Here is a 22,170-nt window from a genome sequence, read left to right as displayed (position 1 = left end):
GAACACTTTGAGACGGCTGCATAGTAAAAGTCCTGTATGCAAGATAGAACAATAATATGGCAAAAATAGCATATATTACCATTCCAACCTTACGATTTGCAAAACGTAATATGTAGTGCTTCTCTCCCTGGAAGATCAATACAGCAGTTATACACTGAAAAATCCCCCCTAAAAGAAATAAAACACCCAGTAAAGTTTGTACTCTCATAAACAACGATCTATTATGCAAATTATTTTAATTTTTTCGACAATCGCAATACCCTGAATGTGCGATACACGCAAAAAAGGCCGTTCCGGAATGGAACAGCCTTCTCAAAAACTAAAATGGCGGATCTTACAGGTTGCCTCTCAATGCCTGCTCTCTTTCTATCGACTCAAACAATGCTTTGAAGTTACCCTTGCCGAACGACTGGGCACCTTTGCGCTGAATGATCTCAAAAAATACAGTAGGACGGTCCTGTACCGGTTTGGTAAATATCTGTAACAGGTATCCCTCATCGTCGCGGTCTACCAGTATACCCAGTTCTCTTAATGGCTGCAGATCTTCATCTATTTCACCTACTCTTTCCAGCAATGTGGCGTAATAAGACTCCGGTACTGTCAGGAACTCTACGCCCCTTTTCTGCAGCTCGGTAACCGTCTGGATAATGTTATTGGTGGCGATAGCCACATGCTGTACGCCCGGGCCACCATAAAAATCGAGGTATTCTTCTATCTGAGATTTTTTCTTGCCTTCTGCAGGTTCGTTAATAGGGAATTTCACACGACCGTTCCCATTACTCATCACCTTGCTCATCAGGGCAGAATATTCAGTAGAAATATCATTATCATCAAAAGATAATAAGTTGCGGAAACCCATTACTTTTTCGTAGAAATCCACCCATATATTCATCTCATTCCAACCCACATTACCCACGCAATGATCTACATACTGTAACCCGGTATCAGCAGGGTTGTATGCGGTTTTCCATGGCCTAAAACCAGGCAGGAAAGGGCCATCATAATTCTTACGTTCTACAAAGATGTGAACGGTATCTCCATAGGTGTGAATACCACTGCGTACCACAGTGCCATGTTCATCTTTTTCAGTAACCGGTTCCATGAAAGGAGTAGCCCCTCTTTTCACCGTTTCTTCAAAAGCAGAACGGGCATCATCCACCCATAACGCCAGTACTTTTACGGCATCTCCATGTGCCTGGATATGCTTTGCAATATCACTATCCTGCACTAATGGTGTGGTAAATACAAAACGTAATTTATTCTGTGTAACTACATAGGAAACTTTGTCTTTTACGCCTGTTTCAGGACCAGCATAAGCGGCAGACTGAAAACCAAATGCCGTTTTATAAAAATGAGCAGCCTGTTTGGCATTACCCACATAAAACTCAACGTAATCTGTACCATTTAATGGTAAAAAGTCCTGCGCATTTGCGCGTGCTGCTGTAGTGGCAGTATCTGTAACTGTATGCATAAGATTTTAGAAAGTTTTGGTGTATGACCGTAATTTACAATGCACGCGGCATCGAGTTAAAAAGCGATTATAGTAAGATGATGTAGTAGTAAAAGATTAGGCGAGGGTCGAATCCATTGCCAGCGTTGCCATGAGGAAATAGTATTCGCTCTGGAGCTGGTTTGATTTAGTATGATATGTGTGTAGTATGAGCATTAAATAGTTGCTATTGCAATATTAGCAATTCGGTTAGCAATAACCAAATAAAAAAACCGGGGTGATTAGCCCCGGTTCTATTCCCTGTTCTATACGAATTATATAAGTTCCAGCTTGTACAGCCTGTCATTGATATACCTGATTTCTTCAGAACCCAGTTTTATATTGATAGCCCTTGCATTCTGTATAGCCTGTTCTGCATTACGGGCGCCTACCAGGGCTACTGTAATACCGTCACGGTCGATTGTCCAGCGGATCACCAGCTGTGCCAGGGTAACACCCTTGCTTTCAGCTACAGGCCGGATTTCATCCAGGAAAGCATTAATGCGGTTCAGGTTCTCCGGCTGATAGAATTTAGTGGCAGGACGATGGTCACCTTCTCCAAAATGATGCCCTGGTTTGATCTTACCGCTCAGAATACCTCTCTGTAAAGGACTGTATGCCAGGATGCCTTTGTTATTTTCAATGCAATAAGGTACGAGTTCGCTTTCGATCCCCCTTTCTACCATAGAGAAAGGCACCTGGTTGGAAGCCAGTTTCATCACACTATCCGCCCTTTTCATCTGCTCCACATTATAGTTACATACCCCTGCTTCCAGGATTTTACCCTGTTCTTTCAGGCGTAATACGGCCTCAAAGGTTTCTTCTATAGGGGTTGTTTCATCATTCCAGTGGATCTGGTAGAGGTCTATGTAATCTGTTCCCAGTCGTTTCAGGCTGTTCTCACATTCCAGGATCACACTTTCTTTGCCTGCATATTTATGGATATTGATGTCTTTACCATCGTTGTCCTTGCTTTTAAAGGCCAGGTTCCCCTTTTCAAGGTCCCAGCGCATACCGAACTTGGTCAGGATTTGTACTTTACTGCGGTCTAAGCCTACCAGGGCTTCTCCGGTCAGTTCTTCACTTAATCCCATGCCATATATAGGAGCCGTATCAATAGAAGTAACTCCTTCTGCAATAGAAGCCCGGATAGCCTCTACAGCGTCTTTACGCTCTGTTCCTCCCCACATCCATCCGCCAATGGCCCATGCGCCAAATGTAATAGCAGATACCTTCAGTTCGCTTTCTCCCAGTTGCCTGTATTCCATAATTGTGCTGATTTTAAAATAAGGGGCAAAAGTATCGAATAATTAACGGTTGCACATACTAGCAATTTGGATAGCTGGAGATGTAGTGGCACGATGCAAGTGGTCGATAAGACACATTAACAGGTACTCAGATTCTAAGAAGTATTGTTAAGAAAAGGGATTGAACAGGTATTGATAAGGTTCATCCTACGTTCATCCTACGTTGCGAACGTAGGATGAACGTAGGATGAACCTTATCAATACCTGTTCAATTCTACTTTACATAGGGTCTTATTATAATCTGTGAAGGTGTATCATACTGTTCACGTATCATTTTTAGCCTCGTCGCATAGTAATTCCAGGCTCTCCAGGGATTTTATTCAGCCCAGCTCATTACATAATGTCCGTCCTCAATTCCCAATGCTTCTTCTGTAATCTGTAAAGGATGGAAAGTATCTACCATTACTGCTAATTCCTTCGTCTCCTTCGCGCCTATACTCCTCTCCACAGCGCCAGGATGAGGCCCATGCGGGATACCACCGGGATGTAAAGTGATCATCCCTCTCGTAACATGTTTGCGGCTCATAAAATCTCCATCTACATAATACAATACTTCATCACTGTCTATATTGCTGTGATTATATGGTGCAGGAATAGACTGCGGATGATAATCAAACATCCTGGGGCAGAAAGAACAAACCACATAATTACTGCCTTCGAAAGTCTGATGTACCGGCGGTGGCTGATGCACACGTCCTGTTATCGGTTCAAAATCATGAATAGAAAATGCAAAAGGGTATTCACAGCCATCCCAGCCGATCACATCAAAAGGGTGATGTGCGTAGTGAATGGGATACATCACCCCTTTCTTTTTAATCCTTATTAAAAAATCTCCTGCTTCATCAATTGTTTCCAGGTTCTCCGGCTGACGAATATCCCTTTCACAATAAGGAGCATGTTCGAGTAATTGTCCGAAATGGCTGAGATAACGTTTAGGGTAACGGATAGGACTAAAAGATTCCAGGATGAATAAGCGGTTATCAGTACCATTAAAGCTGATCTGATAAATAGTACCCCTTGGTATCACCAGGTAATCTCCATATCCGAAAGTCAGTTCTCCGTATTGTGTGCGTAATACGCCTGCTCCTTCATGTATGAAGATCATCTCATCAGCATCTGCATTTTTGTAAAAGTAGTCGGTCATACTTTCACGTGGTGCAGCCAGTACAATATGGCAATCATTATTCACCAGTACCGCCTTCCTGCTTTCCAGGAAATCATTCTCCGGTTTGATGTTAAAACCCTGGAAGCTACGGTGTTTCAGCATCTTCTCTTCCGCCACTTTAGGCGCTACATGATAAGGCTCGTCCACTTTTACAATTTCAGTAGGCGGATGACAATGATATAATAAGGTTGAATTGGAAGAAAAGCCTTCAGTAGAAAATAACTGTTCGGAATATAACGTACCATCCGGTTTACGGAATTGCGTATGACGTTTATGCGGGATCTTTCCCAGCTTATGATAGTGAGGCATGACTATGTTTTGATGTATGGAATATAACAGAGAGTGGCTACAGGATTTCTATACCCCTTTCTGCAGGGCGGCAAGCAGGAAACAATATTTCCATTTGCGCTTATCTATGTAATATGTGAAGTTCCGGAAATACGGCATGATGTAACGTGGTTATTACAAATATAAGTAAATTAGTAGTAACCTTCCGGGTAGCGACTCAGTTTAATTACATAATCTTCGCGCCAGCTGTTATTGCTCATAAATACACCTTATCTGACGTGAATATTAGGTGAAGTTAAATTGAAAAACAAATCCTAAACCCATATTCCAAAGCTAAATCAGAGAACTAAACAGTCAGATCCAGTGTATTTATGAGCAATAACAGCTGCCAAATAACAAGTCACTACCCACTACCACCTTCTGAACGGCCTCTGTTCTCCTATAGCAGTGATCTACAGGTATTTGTCCCTATTCTCCCCGTACACGTATTTTTTCACAAATAACCGCATCTAAATTTAAATAATTTCAAAACTTTGACAATTCATTTGTTAATTCAAAAGAAATCATGCATTTTTGTTTGCGAAAAGTAAATTATACAACAATAGTGCTACATTCTTCTACATACTTCTCATCTGTAATCTGCGCCTTCTCCGGCACAGGCTTCAGCACTATTACAACAACAACAATTACCCCGTTACGGGGTTAATTTCACATATCATCCAACGACCACCTAGTGGTACCACCGGTAAAAGGGATAGGAACTTTACGTATTAATATCATTATACAATGCAAGTATTAAAATTTGGCGGAACTTCCATGGGAAGCGCCCAGGCGATAGAACAGGTTTGCAATATCATACAACATAAAAAACCAAACGGGCGCTTTACAATCGTTGCTTCTGCTATGAGTGGCATTACCGATAAACTGATCCAATGCGGACAGCTTGCCGGACAAGGACAGGAACAATACAGAAGCGTATTGCAGGAAATTGAAAATAAACACCTGGATACCATCCGCACCCTCTTCCCGATTACCGTACAGAGTGGCCTTATCAGCCAGGTAAAAAAGAGACTCAACACCCTCGAAACCCTTTGTGATGGGATCTTTCAGGTGGGAGAACTCAGTGCCAGGTCGCTGGACAAGATCATGAGCTTCGGAGAACTGGTATCCTCTTACCTGCTTGCCGAAAAACTCAAAGTAAACGGCCTCAAAGCCGTATGGAAAGACAGTCGCGAGCTGATCGTTACTGACAGCCACTTCGGTAATGCCGCTGTAAACTTCCTCGCTACAAATCATCAGGCTAACCAATACTTCCTGCAGGAAACTGCCGATTACTTCGTACTGCCCGGCTTCGTAGCCGCCAGCGCAGACGGTGAAACCACCACCCTGGGCCGCGGAGGTTCCGACTATACTGCTGCCATCATGGCTGCTGCCCTCAATGCAGAAGTGCTGGATATATGGACAGACGTTAGCGGAATGATGACCGCCGACCCCCGCCTCGTATCACAGGCTATTCCTATCGCTCATATCAGCTATGCGGAAGCGATGGAACTTTCCCACTTCGGTGCGAAAGTAATCTACCCTCCTACCATACAACCAGTGATGAATAAACGTATCCCCATCTGGATAAAGAACACCTTCGCTCCGGATGATTACGGTACCCTTATCCATACACCCAATGGTGAGACCCGCAGCTTCCCCGTAACAGGTATCAGCGGTATCCAGAAGATAGCCCTGCTGACCCTGGAAGGTAGTGGCATGGTGGGTATCCCCGGTTTCTCCAAACGCCTGTTCGATGCTTTGTTACAGGAACGCGTAAACGTGATCCTTATCACTCAGAGTTCTTCTGAACACTCCATCACCGTAGGGATCCATGAAGCAGATATGCTGAAGGCCAAAACGACTGTAGACAGTGAGTTTGCACAGGAAATACAGGATAAACGCATAGAACCGCTGATAGTAGAAAGAGATATGAGCATAGTAGCGGTAGTAGGTGATAAAATGAAAAATCACCACGGTACCAGCGCTAAACTCTTTGGTGCTTTAGGTAGAAATGGTGTGAACGTACGCGCTATCGCACAGGGTTCTACAGAAAAGAACATCTCTGTAGTGATTAATAAAGCAGATGTTAAAAAAGCGCTCAACGTTATACACGAAGCCTTCTTCGAAACACCACTCAAACAGGTGAACGTATTCATCGCCGGTGCTGGAAATGTAGGTAGCAAACTGCTGGAACAACTGAATCAGCAGCATAATTACCTGATGAATGAACTGGGACTGCACATACGTGTGGCAGGTATCGCCAACAGTAAAAAGATGGTGTTCGGTCATGAGTCTATCAACCTGGCCGAATGGCGTTCCTTACTGGAAAACGGAGAACCGGCCGACTTAAAAGCCTTCGCTCAGAAAATAAAAACCCTGAACCTGCGTAACAGCGTGTTCATTGATAATACTGCCAGTAAAGAAGTAGCCGCTATCTACAGTGAATTCCTCCAACATGGTATCTCCGTAGTTACATGCAATAAAATAGCCTGCTCTTCCGACTATGCATACTATAAGAACCTGAAGGAACTGGCGCGTAAATTCAACGCTTCCTTCCTGTTCGAAACCAATGTAGGCGCCGGATTACCGGTGATCAACACACTCAACGATTTAATTCGCAGTGGTGATAAAGTACGCAGTATTGAAGCGGTCCTCAGTGGTAGCCTGAACTTTGTATTCAACAACTTCGTGAATGGCGCTAACTTCCGCCAGGTGGTGAAAGCTGCACAGGATGAAGGATACACGGAACCAGATCCACGTATAGACCTCAGCGGTGTGGACGTAATGCGCAAAATACTGATCCTTGCCCGTGAAAGCGGCGCTGTGATGGAACTGGATGAAATCACCAACCACTCCTTCCTGCCGGCAGAAGCCCTGAACGCGCCATCTGTTGCTGATTTCTATGAGCAACTGGACGTACATGCTGCCCATTTCCTTAACTTACGCCAGAAGGCTGACGACGAAGGTAAAAAGCTGAAGTTCGTGGCCCGTTATGAAAATGGAAAGGCCTCTGTAGGATTACAGTCTATCGCTCCTGATCATCCTTTCTTTAACTTAGAAGGCAAGGATAATATCGTGTTGTATACCACGAACCGTTATGCAGACCAGCCCCTGATCGTAAAAGGTGCAGGCGCCGGTGCAGATGTGACAGCTTCCGGTATATTTGCTGACGTGATCAGATCTGCGAGATAATTAAACTAATTACAACATGGATATTAAAGTATTTGCTCCTGCTACCGTTGCCAATGTAGCCTGTGGGTTTGATGTAATAGGACTGGCAATGGACGCTCCGGGCGATGAGATGATCATGCGCTTAAGCTCCACTCCGGGTGTTACCATCACGAAGATACACGGTGCCAACCTTTCCACAGACCCGGCGCAGAACGTTTGCGGTGTGGCAATACAGGCCTTGTTACAAAAGTATGGCCAGCCAGACACAGGCATAGAACTGGAACTCTTCAAGAATATCCCTCCCGGCAGTGGTATCGGCTCCAGTGCTGCCAGCTCTGCGGGTGCCGTAGCAGGCGCCAATTACCTGCTGAACAACCCGTTCACGCCTAAACAACTGGTACGTTTTGCCATGGAAGGCGAACGGCTGGCCAGCGGCGCGGCGCATGCGGATAACGTGGCACCGGCTATTATGGGCGGCTTCACACTGGTACGCAGTTACAAACCACTTGATATTACAGGGCTGCATACACCCGCCGACCTGTGGGTGACCGTCATCCATCCTCAGATAGAAGTAAAAACTTCCGATGCCCGTGAGATACTGAAACAAAAAGTACTCATGACAGACGCCATCCGTCAATGGGGTAACGTAGGTGCATTAGTGGCAGGTCTCTACCAGGAAAATTATGACCTCATCAGCCGTTCCCTGGAAGATGTGATCGTAGAACCGGTACGCGCTATCCTCATACCGGCTTTTTATGAACTGAAAGTAAAATGTAAGGAAGCCGGTGCCCTGGGTGGCGGTATCTCCGGATCAGGCCCTTCCGTTTTCATGCTGAGCAAAGGAGAAGCAAATGCACGTAACGTGGCAGAGATGATGGATAAGGTGTATGCTCCGCTGGGCGTGGATTATAAGATCCATGTATCTCAGATCAATACCAGGGGATGCAGGATAGATAAAGTGTAACAAAAGTCTAAAGACAATGAAATATTTCAGCTTACAGAATAAACAGCATGTCGTTACTTTCGAAGATGCAGTAGTACAGGGATTAGCACCGGATAAAGGATTATACTTCCCGGAACAGATCCCTTCATTTGAAAAAGAGTTCTTTAGTAAGATAGAAGAACATTCTGATCTTGATATCGCTTACGCCGCTATCAAACCTTTCGTAGGTGAAGAAATCCCCGAAGAGATCTTACGCAAAATCATTGCAGATACACTCAGCTTTCCTTTCCCTTTGGAAAAGGTAAAAGACAACATTTACGCACTGGAATTATTCCATGGCCCTACCCTGGCATTTAAGGACGTAGGCGCCCGCTTCATGGCAGGCTGCCTGGGTTACTTCCGCAGGAACGACAGCCGCCCCGTAACCGTACTGGTTGCCACTTCCGGCGATACCGGCGGCGCTGTGGCACACGGTTTCTACAATGTTCCCGGCGTACGTGTAGTCATCCTCTACCCTTCCGGTAAAGTAAGCACCTTACAGGAAAAACAACTCACCACCCTCAATGGTAACATCACCGCCCTGGAAATTCAGGGCACTTTCGATGATTGCCAGCGCATGGTGAAAACCGCTTTCCTGGATGCAGAACTACAGGCACACTGCCTGCTCACCAGCGCCAACTCTATCAATGTAGCCCGCTGGCTGCCGCAGATGTTCTATTACCTGCTGGCGTACAAACAACTGAAATCGGACATCGTATTTTCTGTACCCAGCGGTAACTTCGGTAATATCTGTGCCGGTATGATGGCTGCTGCCATGGGCCTCCCTGTGCAACATTTTGTGGCCAGTACCAACGTCAATGATACAGTGCCAAGGTTTATGCATTCGGGTAAATATGAACCCGGACAGGCAACTCCTACCCTTTCCAACGCCATGGACGTGGCAGATCCCAGCAACTTTATCAGGATCCTGGAATTGTTTGCCAACAGTCTGCCTGCGCTGCAACAGAAATTAACATCCTACAGCTTTACAGATAAGGAAACTATCGTTACCATGGAAGAAGTATGGGAAAAGGAACATTACATGCTGGACCCTCATGGTGCAGTAGGTTACCTTGGCCTGCAAAAATACCTGTCTCAGACAAAGAGTACGGCCGGTGTTTTCCTCGAAACAGCTCACCCTGTAAAGTTTGCTGATACCGCCCCGGCGGCCCTTCAGGAAAAAATAGTTACACCAGAGCGTGTACAGTCATTATACAGCCTTGATAAGAAAGCAGTACTGCTGCCGAACGACTACAATGCATTAAAAACATGGCTGATGCAGAATTAGTAATTAGCTGCAAGCTATCTTGCAGCTAATTCTTTAATATTGTAGTATGAAATACCTCGCCCTTTTATTGATACCTATCCTTTATTCTTGTCAGTCCAATTCCACAGGACAGCAGGATGCTGATAAGGCAGACGCTGATTCGGCCCTGTATGCACCCATGGTACTACCATTAACGGATTCACTGAGCATGTTCCCAAACGATGCTGATCTTCACTTCCGCAGAGCATTATTATTATTCAATACTGACCCGGCACTGGCACAAAAAGACTTCGAAAAAGCAGCCCACCTGAAACCACAGGTGACAGACTATTGGGCAGGTGCAGGCGAAGCGGCCATTCTGGTGGAAAAATATCCGCAGGCTGTTGCCAACTTCGAAAAAGCATTGAAAACATCGCCTCATTATCCCTACCTGGAATACCGGCTGGCCACTGCCCTGATAGAAAATAAACAATACAAAAAAGCAGACAGTCTGGCTTCCGTACTGGCTGCCTCTAACGATACACACGATAAAGCCTATTACCTCAAAGCCCGCATTGCCGAAGAAAGGAAAGATACCGCTCTTGCCATTAAACACCTTACCACTGCCATCGATGCAGCCGGTATGCAAAGTGATTACGATGCCGTAATGGAACTGGGCGATCTGCTCCAGGAAAGACATCTTCCGGCTGCCATTCATTATTATGAACTGGCTTCCCGCCTCGATTCATCCAATGCAGATGCACAATATGCCATCGGTCAGTATTATGAAAAGGATGGTAAATTTGCAGAGGCCATAGCAGCTTATAAAAAAGGCGTGGTGATAGATCCTGATGATGAGGACCTCTACCTCTCCATGGGGAAAATATATTACAGACAGCAACAATGGTCTGCCGCATTCAGCTATTTTAATATGGCAGCCAAAGCTTCTCCCGCAGATGCAGAGGCTTATTACTACCGTGCCCGCTGCCACGAAAAACTTGGCCGCAAATTAGCTGCTATTGATGATTACAGTAAAGCGCTCACCTTCCGCAAATCGTACCCGGAAGCCAGAGCGGCACTGGACAGTCTTAAAAATAAATAGAATGGAAAAAAGAAACACACTCGTAGCACCTTCCCTGCTGGCAGCTAATTTCCTGGAGCTGGGAAAAGAAGTGGATATGCTGAACCGTAGTGAGGCCGACTGGCTGCATCTGGATGTAATGGATGGTCGTTTTGTACCTAATATCAGTTATGGTATTCCCGTAATTGCCCAGATAAAAAAAGCCGCAAAAAAGACGTGCGACGTACACCTGATGATAGAAGAACCCGAGAAATATGCAGAAGCTTTTAAACAGGCAGGTGCAGATATCTTAACGGTCCATTATGAAGCCTGCATACACCTGCACCGCAACATACAGCAGATTAAAGGACTGGGTATGAAAGCTGGTGTGGCACTGAATCCACACACGCCTGTACATCTGCTGGAAAATGTAATCAACGATATTGATGTAGTACTGGTGATGAGTGTAAATCCTGGTTTCGGTGGTCAGCATTTTATTCCGCAGACACTGAAAAAACTCAGTGAACTAAGGGATATGATCAAGGCATACAATGCACATGCATTAATAGAAGTGGATGGAGGAATAACGCTGGATAATGCTACGGATATTATCAATGCAGGTGCGAATGTATTGGTGGCCGGTAGTACGGTATTTTCATCTGCAGATCCTGCTGCTACCATTAAAGCACTGAAAGAAAGTTAACTGTACTGTTGCAGTTTCGTAATAATTTCGCTGGACAAAGGTTTGGTAAGGTACCCTTTTACAAAGGAGAAATTATCTACCTTTTTCCTGTCTTTATCATCAATAGAAGAAGTAAGTACAAAAATTCCGATCTCCTTGGATAGCTGCTCATAAAAGCCCGCATAATCATTCAGAAACTCCCATCCGTCCATTACAGGCATATTAAGGTCCAATAGAATCAGGTCCGGAAGAAGAGCTGGCTCATCCTGATGCAATTTCAAATAATCAAGCGTATCCTGGGCATCCGAAAAAGTCTTCACGTTCTCCCCGATACCCTGCCGGCGTATCATAATATTTGCGATTTGTTGATGGATAGGGTCGTCATCTACTATAAAGATCAAATTGAGCAACTGCATAGAGGGACTTATTCGGATTTAAAGGTAATGATAAATTTGGTTCCCCGGCCGGGAGTACTTTCAGCTCTGATACTTCCACCCATCGCTTCTACCTGCGTTTTTGTTATAAATAACCCTATTCCCTTCGCATCCTTGTTCTTGTGAAAGGTCTTTCTGAATCCGAAGAGCTTACTGCCAAAGCGCTCCATATCTATACCTACCCCGTTATCTTCTGCGGTAAGCACGATGCGGCCGCTCTCTTTCCAGGTACTCAAATGCAGGCTCGGTATACGTTCCAGCGTTCTGTAACGGATCGCGTTAGTGATCAGGTTTTGCAGGATACTGTCCAGGTATACCCGTGGGAACTCCAATACAGGCGCCTTATCAAAACTAGTCGTTATTTGAATGCCACTCACCTCAATATCAACGAGTAACACGTCTTTTACAGATTGCAGCCGTTCCGCAAAATACAAGGGCTCCCGTTCCACATCATCATTCTTCCTGATCTGCACCACATCTACCAGGTCGTTCAGGGTTTCATCAATTTTATGGATCACTTCCTGTAGCATACCCAGGTATAACTCCTGCTCGCCGGGCAGACTGGTAGCCACATACATCTGCATTAACGCTTTCAGGTTTGCAATGGGTGCACGCAGGTTATGAGAAGTGATATGCGCGAAATCTTCCAGCTGCTGATTCTGATTTACCAGGTTACGGTTCAGGCGGTTCAGCTGGTTATTTGCTTTGTACAGGTCCTTCTGCATCTTGCGGCTCTCTGTAATATCCCGGATGAATACGGAAAGAGCGCCATCCTGCATGGGTGTAAGCATGAAATCATACCATTTGTCCATGCGGGAAAAGTAACTGTAAAAGGTCTCTGATACTTCACTTTTCATCGCCTCTGAAAAACGGACAGCAAAGGGGGTATTGGCAGAGAATTCCGGTAACGTGATAAAGATGTTACTACCTTGTTTTACATCTACACCCACCATCTCCATCGCTTTACTGTTCACAAAGGTGACCAGCCCGTTTCTTTCTATGGTGGCATAACCCATATCCACCGCATCAAAGAACAGGTGCAGTTGTGCCGTGTTCCGCTGCAACTGTGTACGGATACGGCGTTCCCGTTTCTTATTGGTGATATCATTCACCAGCATTACCACAATCTGTTTTTTATCAACAGCATCCTGTAAAGGAAAAATGGTAATGTCCAGCCATACTTCTTTCTGTTGGTCAGTCCAGGTATCTTCCAGTGAAAAATCTATCTGTTTTTCTAAACGCAGTACCCTGTTTTCTTCCATCACCTGCACAAACAGTTCATCCAGCTGGTACATGGTCGCGAAAGGATCGCTCATGATGTTATAGGCGGTAGCTTCCATGCCATCCCGAAGGCCCAGGAAGCGGCGCTGCGTCTGATTTACCCGTCGTAAAAACCCGTAGTGATCAAACTGCATATAACCAATGGGCAGGTTCTCCACGATATTATCGAGCAGGCGTTCGCTCTTTTCCAGGCTGATGGCTGCCAGTTTCTGTGCTGTGATCTCGTTCAGCATCAGGAAAAGGCCGGTAACACCAGCTTCCCTGCTTTGAACAGGAAACACGGTAGCCTCGTAATAATAAGGTTGCAAGCGGGTAACGTCTCCTCTTGGGTTTTCTTTATATCTCAGCAGGATCTCATTCTTCACAGGCTGACGGGTATGCAGAGCATCCCGGAACAACTGGCTCAATCCTGCCTGCAGATAATAAGGATCTTCTACTATATTATAATCCGGTTCTGTAAACATCGGATGGTCATCTCCCCATATTTCCCGCTGGATCTGGTTGATATCCACGTGATAACCATCTGGAGTAAACTGTTGTAATCCGATCGGCAGATTTTCAAATATCTGTTTATCATTCCGCCTGCGGCGGGATGTGATAGTATGACCTGTTAGTACATACTCGTTTTCAATAGCGCTTAGCTGCCATTCAATCCATTCACCCGTAAGACAATGCATTTCTACACTGGCATGAAGCCCCGACTGCAATTTGTGACAAAGTTCAACCCAATAGATACGGGTCCGTTTACCGATAATCTGATCGTAATGCTCTCCCCCTTTATGCTCATCGTCCAATTGCACCAACCCGGCAGCTCTCTCATTGGCAAACAGCAGGTTCCCCTGCTGGTCCAGTAACAGTGCCGGTATAAGCGCAGCCAGTGCTTTGCCTATAATGGCCTCATTCATAATTTTCCTAATAACTCTTAAAAATACTCAATATATTATTAAAAAGAAGTATTCTATATCTTATTATCCCGTATTTCAGCTATTTATATTGATTTACCCCTTAATTTTGTTAGTTTTCAACAATGTGGATTTTCCTTTTTCTGCATGTGTGAAAGGATAAATATCTTTGGGCCTTAAGGGATAATAAAAATTAAATAAACTGGAATGAAAGTATTAATTCTAATGGGTTCGGAAAGCGACAAGCCGGTAATGCAGGAAGCGCTGAATTTTTTACAATATTTTAATATTGAAGGTGAGATGGTGGTTGCTTCTGCCCATCGTAATCCGGACAAGGTAAGAGAGCTGTGTATCACAGCACAGGAAAAAGGCTTTGGCGTGGTTATTGCCGCGGCAGGTATGGCGGCTGCCTTACCAGGAGTAGTATCTGCGTATACTTCTTTACCTGTATTAGGCGTTCCTTTGGAAGGTGGCTTACCAGGAGGTATAGATGCTCTTTATTCTATTGTACAGATGCCTGCCGGTTTGCCAGTAGGAACACTCGCAGTTGGTAAAGCTGGCGCAAGAAACGCAGCCGTACTGGCAGCCCGTATCCTTGCACTCAGCAATCCTGCCATTGCTGCAAAAGTGGAATCTTTCAAGCAACAGGGCTATAAACTATAAATACTGTTTGTAGAGAAAAGGCTACAAAATTCAGGAGCTTCCTGATTGTAGAAAAAGCTATAACTTACTCCTTCAGGAAGTTCCATTTTGGCAGAGCCTAAACACGCAAACATTTAAATCCATATAGCAATTGACAGAATCAATCATCAATTTAGATAGCGTTAATCCCATAGAATTTTTTGGGGTGAATAACGGAAAGCTAGACTTGTTAAAAAAGAAATTCCCACTGCTGAAAATACTTTCCCGTGGCACACAACTCAAACTGTCAGGCGCACAGGAAGAAGTGAATGTTGCCCAGGAAAAAATCGGTCAGATCATCACCTACCTGGAACGCAATGGTAACCTCAGCGAAGGTTATTTTGAACAGATTCTGGGAGATGAAGAAAAGGTAGATAACTTCAAAGAAAACAATTCCAACGAAATACTCGTTTTTGGCCCCAACGGACGCAATGTTCGCGCCCGCACTGCTAACCAGAAGAATATGGTGGCACTCAGCGATAAGAACGATATCGTGTTTGCCATCGGACCCGCAGGTACAGGTAAAACCTATACCGCTGTGGCACTGGCAGTTCGTGCGTTAAAGAACAAGGCTGTACGTAAAATCATTTTAACCCGTCCGGCGGTGGAAGCAGGTGAAAACCTCGGATTCCTGCCAGGAGACCTGAAAGAAAAGATCGATCCTTACCTGCGCCCGTTATACGACGCACTGGACGATATGATACCAGCCGACAAGCTCACCTATTTCATGACGAACAGGGTGATCGAAATCGCACCACTGGCATATATGCGCGGACGTACCCTGGATAATTCCTTTATTATCCTGGATGAAGCGCAGAATGCTACCGACCTGCAGATGAAGATGTTCCTCACACGTATAGGGCCATCCGCAAAAGCAATCATCACAGGCGACCTCACACAGGTGGATTTACCAAGGAATATCAAGTCCGGCCTCGTAAAAGCTACCCGCATTCTAAAAAATGTGAATGGTATCGGTTACCTGGAACTGGATGAAGAAGATGTGGTAAGACACCGCCTCGTGAAAGCAATCATTAAGGCATATGATGCAGCAGATGCAGCAATAAAGGAAAAAGAAGAACGTTAGTACAATTAACACTTCATTAACAGTGTTTGTAGTATGTTCACCCTCCAAACTGTAATGCTAAAGTATTCATAAACCTATACCGGTTTACAGTAAAGAAACAAATTAAGGTGTAATCGCAGAGAATTTACGGGAACTTCCTACAGCTGCTTTTTGTAATTATCCACATTCCGCCTATTTTTGTTAATTGTATTATAATGAACAATTGCATGACCAATTATCTGCGCATCCTTAACCTGGCGTTATTATTCGGTACTGTATTGAGCGGTTGCAAAAAACATGCAGCCCCTCAGGAAGTAGCGCTCAATTTTATGCACGCTATACAGGAGTCGAATTTCGACCTTGCCAGGGATTACGCCACAAAGGAATCGCAGCAGGTAATACAGCTCTACTCCTTTTTTGATGCCCGTCGTAACGATTCTGAACGGAATAAGATCAAAAAAGCAGGGATAGAAGTGATAGAAACCGAGGAAAATGGTGATAAAGCGACCGTTACCGTGCTGAATTCTTCTTCCAAACAAAAGGAAAGACTACAACTGGTAAAAGAAAACGGGCAGTGGAAGATATCTCTGACGTTCGAAAGCATTATTCCAAACTATATGCCTCCGGCAACTCCATTAGACTCATCCGAAAGTATTTTACAGCAGGATTCTTTGGTAATGCCTCAACCAGAAAAATAATATATTTTTGCCGCGCACCAGCTAACGTTATAATTCCACATTACTTAAGGTAAATCAGTTGCCACAGTCAAATGAAAACGACTTTGTGGCAATCTATTTTTTTTAAAGTAATGAACGTATAACAAGGCCTGGCACCAAAATAATAATAAACAAAACAAACAGAAGATGACGACGAATAATCCCTGGCACAGCGTCAGCCCAGGAAAAGAAGCACCCAAGGTAGTAAATGCTATTATTGAAATACCAAAAGGTAGCCGTGCCAAATATGAGCTGGATAAAGAAAGTGGTCTGTTGAAACTTGACAGGGTGCTGTATTCATCTGTATACTACCCTGCCAACTATGGTTTTATTCCAAAAACCTACTGTGATGATGATGATCCGCTGGATATCCTCGTACTTTCCCAGGTAGACGTAGTTCCTATGTGTATCATGGATGCTAAAGTGATTGGCGTAATGAGAATGATCGACGGCGGAGAAGCTGATGATAAAATCATCGCTGTTGCTGCCAATGATATGAGTGTAAACCATATCAATGATATCAGCGAATTACCTCCTCACTTCACAGCAGAAATGCGTCACTTCTTTGAAGAATACAAAAGGCTGGAACACAAGAAAGTGGAAGTTGCTGAATTCGAAAACAAAGAAGTTGCTGAAAGGATCGTGCTGGAGAGCATCGATGGATATAATAAGAAGTTCGGGAATAAATAATTAAATAAAAAGGCCGGGGTTGATATCAATCCCGGCCTTTTTATGCTAAAAATATCTTTTGATGATCCTTAAACTATGTGTTCTTAACCCCGTATCTACATTAATAATACCCTGATTATCAATAGAATCAACCCGCACTTTACCCGATGCATGTATGATCTCATGATCATTGATCAAAATACCTACATGCGTGATACGCCCGTCTGCATTATCAAAGAACGCCAGATCACCTGTATGTACTTCCTGTAAAAAATCTACTGTTTCTCCCTGCGTTGCCTGCTGATAAGCATCCCGCAAAAGTGTTATCCCCAACGTCTTAAATACCGTTTGCGTAAAACCGGAACAATCAGCGCCAAATACTGATTTTCCACCCCAGAGATAAGCCGTATTCAGGAAAAGAAATGCCCTGTCCAGCAACTCATTTTCATCCACCTTTCCGCCATTACCAACACTCTTCAATGTTTCCTCAAATTGTACCGGGATCTTTCCCCACATTGTTACAGGCTTTACCAGGCAGCCATAAGGTACATGCATTGCCTTCCCGTTCAGTTCTACTGTATTGATCCATCCCGCTGTATAATGCGTATAAGGTGCATGAAATAAATCACCCTCAATGATTTCCAGATGATTAAAAGTAGCCCACCCTTCATAATTATCGCACTGACACCTTACCTTTACCCAGCCGTCTGACCCCGTAAGCAGGATTTCTACATTTTCTCCCCATAAAACCTGGGAGATCATTTCGCTTCTATGTGCCGGTTCAGCCCGCAATGGCATAACTGGCACAACAGTAATCGCATATGGCATATTAATTGTCTAAATTAAATCATATATTCAGAGAGAATAATCGAACCTTTTCGATTATTATATGTAAATATAGGTAACACTATGCTTCAGCAGTTAACTAATTTATCGGATAAAGAATTGATTTCCCGGGCAAGAAAACTGAAGGATCAGGAAGCCGAAGGGGTATTACTGGAAAGATACAGCCATCTGCTGGTTGCGATCTCAATGCCTCATCTGAATACGGGTCCGGGTACCACGCCAGAGGAAATGTATACTTCCATCTTACAACGCCTCAGTAATAGCCTGAAAACACAAACAATTCCCAAGGCCAATGAGTGGCTGCATTATACCGTTAAGGCACAGAATGATAAGGCAGACAGGAACATTCCCTTCTTTCCTTCCAGCGAGTCAAGAAATGTACAGCAGGTAGAAAATAAAGTGGAAAAAGCCAGTAATAACCTGCTGGAACAGCAACAGCTTGCCAACCAGATCCAACAGGTATTTAAACAGCTGGAGCAAGAAGAGAAATTTTTCCTGCAGCAGTTTTATATAGAGCAAAAAACATTTGCTGAACTGGCTGCTGCTAAAAAATATACTCTTGAACAGGTTAGGTTGAAACTACAGGGGGCGAAACAGAAAATGGCTTCTTTAATGATGACACAAACAGATGGCAAATAATTTAGTAAACAACGACAAGATATTAAAAGTATTCAGCAACATCCGTTGCCTGAACAGGGATCAGCTGCCCAGATATCTGGATGGCCGTTTAACTGATGTGGAGAAACACCTGGTGGAACAACACCTGGTCGACTGCAATCTGTGTAACGAGGCTTTACATGTACTACAGCAACCTCAATACAGAGAGAAATACCAGTCTCTTTCCGTGAGCATTCAGCAATATATCCGTAACAGTATCAAACAGGTTTCGCATGTACAGAAAGCTGAACGTTATCAGCGGAATGAACAGAAAAAGGAAAGCCTGTTGATCTATTTCTGGGTAGTGGCCGCTATTGCCCTGGCTGCCGGGGGTATTTACCTGGTACAACAGGAAAAGAGGTTCAAAATTCAGTCGCCCAAGCCGCTGGCCAGTGCGGCAGATGTAAAAGCTATTCAGGCTTCCAGCACAGAACCGATTGGTGCTGCAAAACAGGATACAGTAACTGCTGTTCCTGTTCCTGTCCCCACTCCACCTGTTGTAGTGAAAGAGAATGCAGTAAAACCAGTGGTTAAAAAGGATTCGCTGAAAGTGAAGGATACCCTGAAAGTAAAAGTGGCACCTGTTATAAAACCGGTAGTGAAAACAGATTCCGTTGCTAAAAAAGCATCTCCGGCTGTTAAACCACCTGAAGATAAAAAGAGCGACTCAGATGCTAAAAAAGTAGCTGTACCTAAAGATTCTCCTCCTGTAAAAAAAGATCCTCCTCCTGTAAAAAAGGAAGAGCCTAAGGTAGCAGCTAAAGATACTGATGATAAAAAAACGGTGACAAAAGTGACTGCTCCTGTAGAAACAAATAATACCGATGAGTTTTTATATAAAGCAGCGATGGTCTATCATCAGCAGGGCGACCTGAATGAGGCTATTTCCCGCTATAAACACCTTTCTACCAGCAGCAGCCGTTATGGCGAATTAGCACGTTACCAGCTGGCTGTATGCTATCGTAGCAAAGGACAAACAGGCAAAGCACGCCGTATGTTCAAAGAAGTGGTAGGCATGAATGGTAGTATGAAAGATAAAGCACAGGCTGCATTGGATAATCTGTAATAAGACACTTTTTTATAAAAGAGAAGGCTCTCCATTGGGGAGCCTTCTCTTTTTATGGAATTTTACATTTCCTGCATCTATATATTATAAGTTTTTATCTTTATACAGTGAATTATAAAAACAGCAGGGAATTAACAGACGAAGAATTGCTACAGCGGTACAAAACCGATGAAGACAGCAACTGGATTGGCATCCTGTTCGACAGGTATGCCATACTTCTGTTGGGTCTTTGCATGAAGTACCTTAAAAATGAAGAAGACGCAAGGGATGGTGTACAACAGATCTTTTTAAAAGTATTAGCAGAGGTTAACAAACACCAGGTCCTGTTCTTCCGCGCCTGGATTTATATGGTAGCCAAAAACTATTGCCTGATGCAGCTCCGTCACAAGCAACAGGTACGTCAGGAAGAAGTGAATGAAAATCATCTGAACAGCCCCGCCATACCAGACGAGGATAAGACGAAATTCATAGAAAAGGATATCTTGCTGGAGAATATGCAGCAGGCACTGGAACAATTAAATCCTGAACAACGTATATGCGTGAAACTGTTCTACCTGCAAAAAGTATCCTACCAGGATATTGCAGCAAAAACAGGCTACACCCTGTTGCAGGTAAAGAGTTACATCCAGAATGGGAAGCGGAACCTGAAACAGTTATTGAGTAAACACGGGTGAAGAAATTTATTATGGACGACTTTATGAATGAAGAATATAACGACCTGTTCACCACTACACAATGCCCTTCGCAGCAACAGCTGCTGGACTATGTGCAGGGCCGGCTGACACCGGAACAGCAACATGAGGTGGAAATACACCTGGCTGATTGTGAATTGTGCAGTGAGGCCGTAGAGGGATTGGCCACTATCAGACAGAAAGAACAAATCCCCGTATGGTTGCAGCAAATGAGAAATCAGATGTTACGCAAACTACGTTCACGCAAACGCCGCAAAGACCAGGTAGCTTATTACACACAACTGGCCATCATCGTCATTGTGATACTGTTTATTCTACTCGCAGCCTTCTGGGCCTATCATTTTATCACACACAGATCAATATAAAAAAAGGGAACCAGATCGGTTCCCTTTTTTTATATGTGTAATTTATCTTCTTATTTCAAACCTTCCAGCTTCTTCTTAACAACTTCCACTTTATCAGTCTGGTTTTTGATAGCATAGATTTTCTGCAGTGCATACAAACAGCTCTCGTAAGTTTGTTTGTCGCCTGGTTCCAGAGACGCCAGCTTTGAAGTAAAGTTCTCATCCGCTTTCTCAAAGTAAGGAAGTGCGGTATTCATCAGTCCTTCAACTTTAGTCTGCAGATCTTTTGCTTTAGGAGAGTTCTGTAATTTGCTGTCCATGCTGTTCAGCTCTTTATTATAACCTACTGCACGGTTGAAGTATAATGCACCTAACTGGAAGTTAGCAGTAGCATCATCACTTTTCAGTTCAATAGCTTTTTTGTAAGCGTTTTCTGCTTTGGTCATCAAAGCATCATAGTCAGCTGGTTTAGCAATTGTATCATGAGGATTAGCCAGGTTATCTACACGGATACCATAGTCCAATACTGTCTGGAAATCATTTGGATTTTCTGCCACTTTCTTTTCCAGCATGGAGATCAGCTCAGCAGTTTTACCGGTTTTGGAGTAATAGATCATCTCCATATCGTTAAAACGCTTGTCTTTAGGGAACATGATCTTACCATCTTCGATAGCTTTCAGCCAGTTCGCATTATCACCTTTCTCTTCGTAAGCCTGAGCCAGGATTACAAACAGGGCAGGTTCACCTTTAAATTGCAGATCTGCTGCTTTCTTCAGGTAAGTGATGGCATCATCTTTTTTACCAGCCTGACTAGCAGCATAACCGGCATAAAAAGTCATGGAAGTATCTGTAGGAATAGAACCACCCAGATTCTTGCCATTATAAAACTGTGCAATTGTAAATGCTTCGCTGAAGTGAGTGTAAGCTGAATCCCATTTCTGCTCATTCAGGTTACCATAACCGGCATTACCTACTGTAGCATACAGGTTAAACATACGCTGGTTCAGTTCCAGCAGCGCTTCAGGCAGTTTAGGGCTGATTTCAAGCGCCTTTTTATAAGCTTCGAATGCTTCCAGTGCTTCTGCAGAATTTTTATCCTTAGTGGCTAAAGCTTCATACACTTTACCCTTTACATACCAGGTTTTAGCGTCGTTCTTCGTTTTTTCATTTTCGAGTGCGGCCTGGATATCAGCTTTTGCCTTTACCAGATCGTTACTCTTCACTGCATCATCTGCACTGCTTACCTTCGCCTTCTGTGCCATTGCTGCTACGCCCAGACCGCAAAAGATAAAAGAAACCAATAGTTTTTTCATGAGCTCAATTTTTTGTTTGCTATACGTTTGATGTTAGATGTTTCCGTGTTTACTACAGATATAATAAATACAAT

20 protein-coding genes are annotated in these 22,170 nt (G+C 44.0%); 13 read left to right on the top strand and 7 right to left on the bottom strand.

All coding sequences use genetic code 11. From position 1 onward, the window contains the following. Positions 1 to 334: 334 nt before the first annotated feature. The 3 genes from hppD to BMW86_RS23750 form a co-directional block, all read right to left on the bottom strand. On the bottom strand, positions 335 to 1,471 hold the full coding sequence (hppD, locus tag BMW86_RS23760; protein ID WP_089784625.1) for a 4-hydroxyphenylpyruvate dioxygenase: 1,137 nt from the start codon (positions 1,469 to 1,471) through the stop codon (positions 335 to 337). Between the two features lie 293 nt (positions 1,472 to 1,764). Next, complete coding sequence (locus BMW86_RS23755; protein ID WP_089784624.1) at positions 1,765 to 2,757, bottom strand: aldo/keto reductase; 993 nt, start codon at positions 2,755 to 2,757, stop codon at positions 1,765 to 1,767. Positions 2,758 to 3,112: 355 nt separating this feature from the next. Then, entirely contained in the window at positions 3,113 to 4,270 is a 1,158-nt protein-coding gene (locus tag BMW86_RS23750) for a homogentisate 1,2-dioxygenase (RefSeq protein WP_089784622.1), read from the bottom strand. A gap of 765 nt (positions 4,271 to 5,035) precedes the next feature. Between BMW86_RS23750 and thrA the strand changes: the two genes are divergently transcribed. Genes thrA through rpe form a run of 5 tightly spaced genes read left to right on the top strand, consistent with a single transcriptional unit; the run spans position 5,036 to position 11,453 of the window. After that, the gene (gene thrA / locus BMW86_RS23745) at positions 5,036 to 7,483 is read left to right on the top strand and encodes a bifunctional aspartate kinase/homoserine dehydrogenase I (RefSeq protein WP_089784620.1); all 2,448 of its coding nucleotides are present in this window, start codon (positions 5,036 to 5,038) and stop codon (positions 7,481 to 7,483) included. 16 nt (positions 7,484 to 7,499) lie between these two features. Beyond that, positions 7,500 to 8,426, top strand: a complete 927-nt coding sequence (locus tag BMW86_RS23740) for a homoserine kinase (RefSeq protein WP_089784618.1) — start codon at positions 7,500 to 7,502, stop codon at positions 8,424 to 8,426. A gap of 16 nt (positions 8,427 to 8,442) precedes the next feature. Then, the gene (gene thrC, locus BMW86_RS23735; RefSeq protein WP_089784616.1) at positions 8,443 to 9,732 is read left to right on the top strand and encodes a threonine synthase; all 1,290 of its coding nucleotides are present in this window, start codon (positions 8,443 to 8,445) and stop codon (positions 9,730 to 9,732) included. Positions 9,733 to 9,778: 46 nt separating this feature from the next. After that, positions 9,779 to 10,792, top strand: a complete 1,014-nt coding sequence (locus tag BMW86_RS23730; RefSeq protein WP_089784613.1) for a tetratricopeptide repeat protein — start codon at positions 9,779 to 9,781, stop codon at positions 10,790 to 10,792. 1 nt (position 10,793) lies between these two features. Beyond that, on the top strand, positions 10,794 to 11,453 hold the full coding sequence (gene rpe, locus BMW86_RS23725) for a ribulose-phosphate 3-epimerase (protein ID WP_089784611.1): 660 nt from the start codon (positions 10,794 to 10,796) through the stop codon (positions 11,451 to 11,453). On the opposite strand, the gene BMW86_RS23720 is transcribed toward rpe, so the two are convergent. Beyond that, a complete protein-coding gene (locus tag BMW86_RS23720; RefSeq protein ID WP_089784609.1) occupies positions 11,450 to 11,848 on the bottom strand; it encodes a response regulator in 399 nt (132 codons plus the stop codon). The genes rpe and BMW86_RS23720 overlap by 4 nt on opposite strands. A gap of 8 nt (positions 11,849 to 11,856) precedes the next feature. After that, entirely contained in the window at positions 11,857 to 14,052 is a 2,196-nt protein-coding gene (locus tag BMW86_RS23715) for a PAS domain-containing sensor histidine kinase (RefSeq protein WP_089784607.1), read from the bottom strand. A 204-nt stretch (positions 14,053 to 14,256) separates the two neighbouring features. Here BMW86_RS23715 and purE point away from each other — a divergent pair, with 204 nt between their 5' ends. From purE to BMW86_RS23695, 4 genes are all read left to right on the top strand, one after another. Further along, on the top strand, positions 14,257 to 14,712 hold the full coding sequence (purE, locus tag BMW86_RS23710; protein ID WP_089784605.1) for a 5-(carboxyamino)imidazole ribonucleotide mutase: 456 nt from the start codon (positions 14,257 to 14,259) through the stop codon (positions 14,710 to 14,712). Between the two features lie 130 nt (positions 14,713 to 14,842). Continuing rightward, the gene (locus BMW86_RS23705; protein ID WP_089784603.1) at positions 14,843 to 15,814 is read left to right on the top strand and encodes a PhoH family protein; all 972 of its coding nucleotides are present in this window, start codon (positions 14,843 to 14,845) and stop codon (positions 15,812 to 15,814) included. Between the two features lie 194 nt (positions 15,815 to 16,008). Next, a complete protein-coding gene (locus BMW86_RS23700) occupies positions 16,009 to 16,491 on the top strand; it encodes a DUF4878 domain-containing protein (protein ID WP_089784601.1) in 483 nt (160 codons plus the stop codon). Positions 16,492 to 16,656: 165 nt separating this feature from the next. Beyond that, the gene (locus tag BMW86_RS23695) at positions 16,657 to 17,199 is read left to right on the top strand and encodes an inorganic diphosphatase (RefSeq protein WP_089784599.1); all 543 of its coding nucleotides are present in this window, start codon (positions 16,657 to 16,659) and stop codon (positions 17,197 to 17,199) included. A gap of 45 nt (positions 17,200 to 17,244) precedes the next feature. On the opposite strand, the gene BMW86_RS23690 is transcribed toward BMW86_RS23695, so the two are convergent. Further along, positions 17,245 to 18,006 carry a C40 family peptidase gene (locus BMW86_RS23690; protein WP_089784597.1) on the bottom strand — a complete coding sequence of 254 codons (762 nt, stop codon included), beginning with the start codon at positions 18,004 to 18,006 and terminating at the stop codon, positions 17,245 to 17,247. Between the two features lie 81 nt (positions 18,007 to 18,087). On the opposite strand from BMW86_RS23690, the gene BMW86_RS23685 reads away from it, so the two are divergent. From BMW86_RS23685 to BMW86_RS23670, 4 genes are all read left to right on the top strand, one after another. Further along, positions 18,088 to 18,663 carry a hypothetical protein gene (locus BMW86_RS23685; protein ID WP_089784595.1) on the top strand — a complete coding sequence of 192 codons (576 nt, stop codon included), beginning with the start codon at positions 18,088 to 18,090 and terminating at the stop codon, positions 18,661 to 18,663. Continuing rightward, positions 18,653 to 19,747 carry a tetratricopeptide repeat protein gene (locus BMW86_RS23680; protein ID WP_089784594.1) on the top strand — a complete coding sequence of 365 codons (1,095 nt, stop codon included), beginning with the start codon at positions 18,653 to 18,655 and terminating at the stop codon, positions 19,745 to 19,747. The genes BMW86_RS23685 and BMW86_RS23680 overlap by 11 nt, the downstream gene beginning before the upstream one ends. Before the next feature lie 107 nt (positions 19,748 to 19,854). Next, the gene (locus tag BMW86_RS23675; protein WP_089784592.1) at positions 19,855 to 20,421 is read left to right on the top strand and encodes an RNA polymerase sigma factor; all 567 of its coding nucleotides are present in this window, start codon (positions 19,855 to 19,857) and stop codon (positions 20,419 to 20,421) included. After that, complete coding sequence (locus tag BMW86_RS23670) at positions 20,418 to 20,804, top strand: anti-sigma factor family protein (protein ID WP_143056674.1); 387 nt, start codon at positions 20,418 to 20,420, stop codon at positions 20,802 to 20,804. Before BMW86_RS23675 ends, BMW86_RS23670 begins: the two co-directional genes overlap by 4 nt. 50 nt (positions 20,805 to 20,854) lie before the next feature. Here the strand turns inward: BMW86_RS23670 and BMW86_RS23665 are convergent, their stop codons facing one another. Continuing rightward, the gene (locus BMW86_RS23665; protein WP_089784588.1) at positions 20,855 to 22,096 is read right to left on the bottom strand and encodes a tetratricopeptide repeat protein; all 1,242 of its coding nucleotides are present in this window, start codon (positions 22,094 to 22,096) and stop codon (positions 20,855 to 20,857) included. Positions 22,097 to 22,170 lie beyond the last annotated feature (74 nt).

Source organism: Chitinophaga sp. YR573, assembly GCF_900110995.1.
GTDB lineage: Bacteria > Bacteroidota > Bacteroidia > Chitinophagales > Chitinophagaceae > Chitinophaga.
This window is presented reverse-complemented; position numbering and strand designations above follow the sequence as displayed.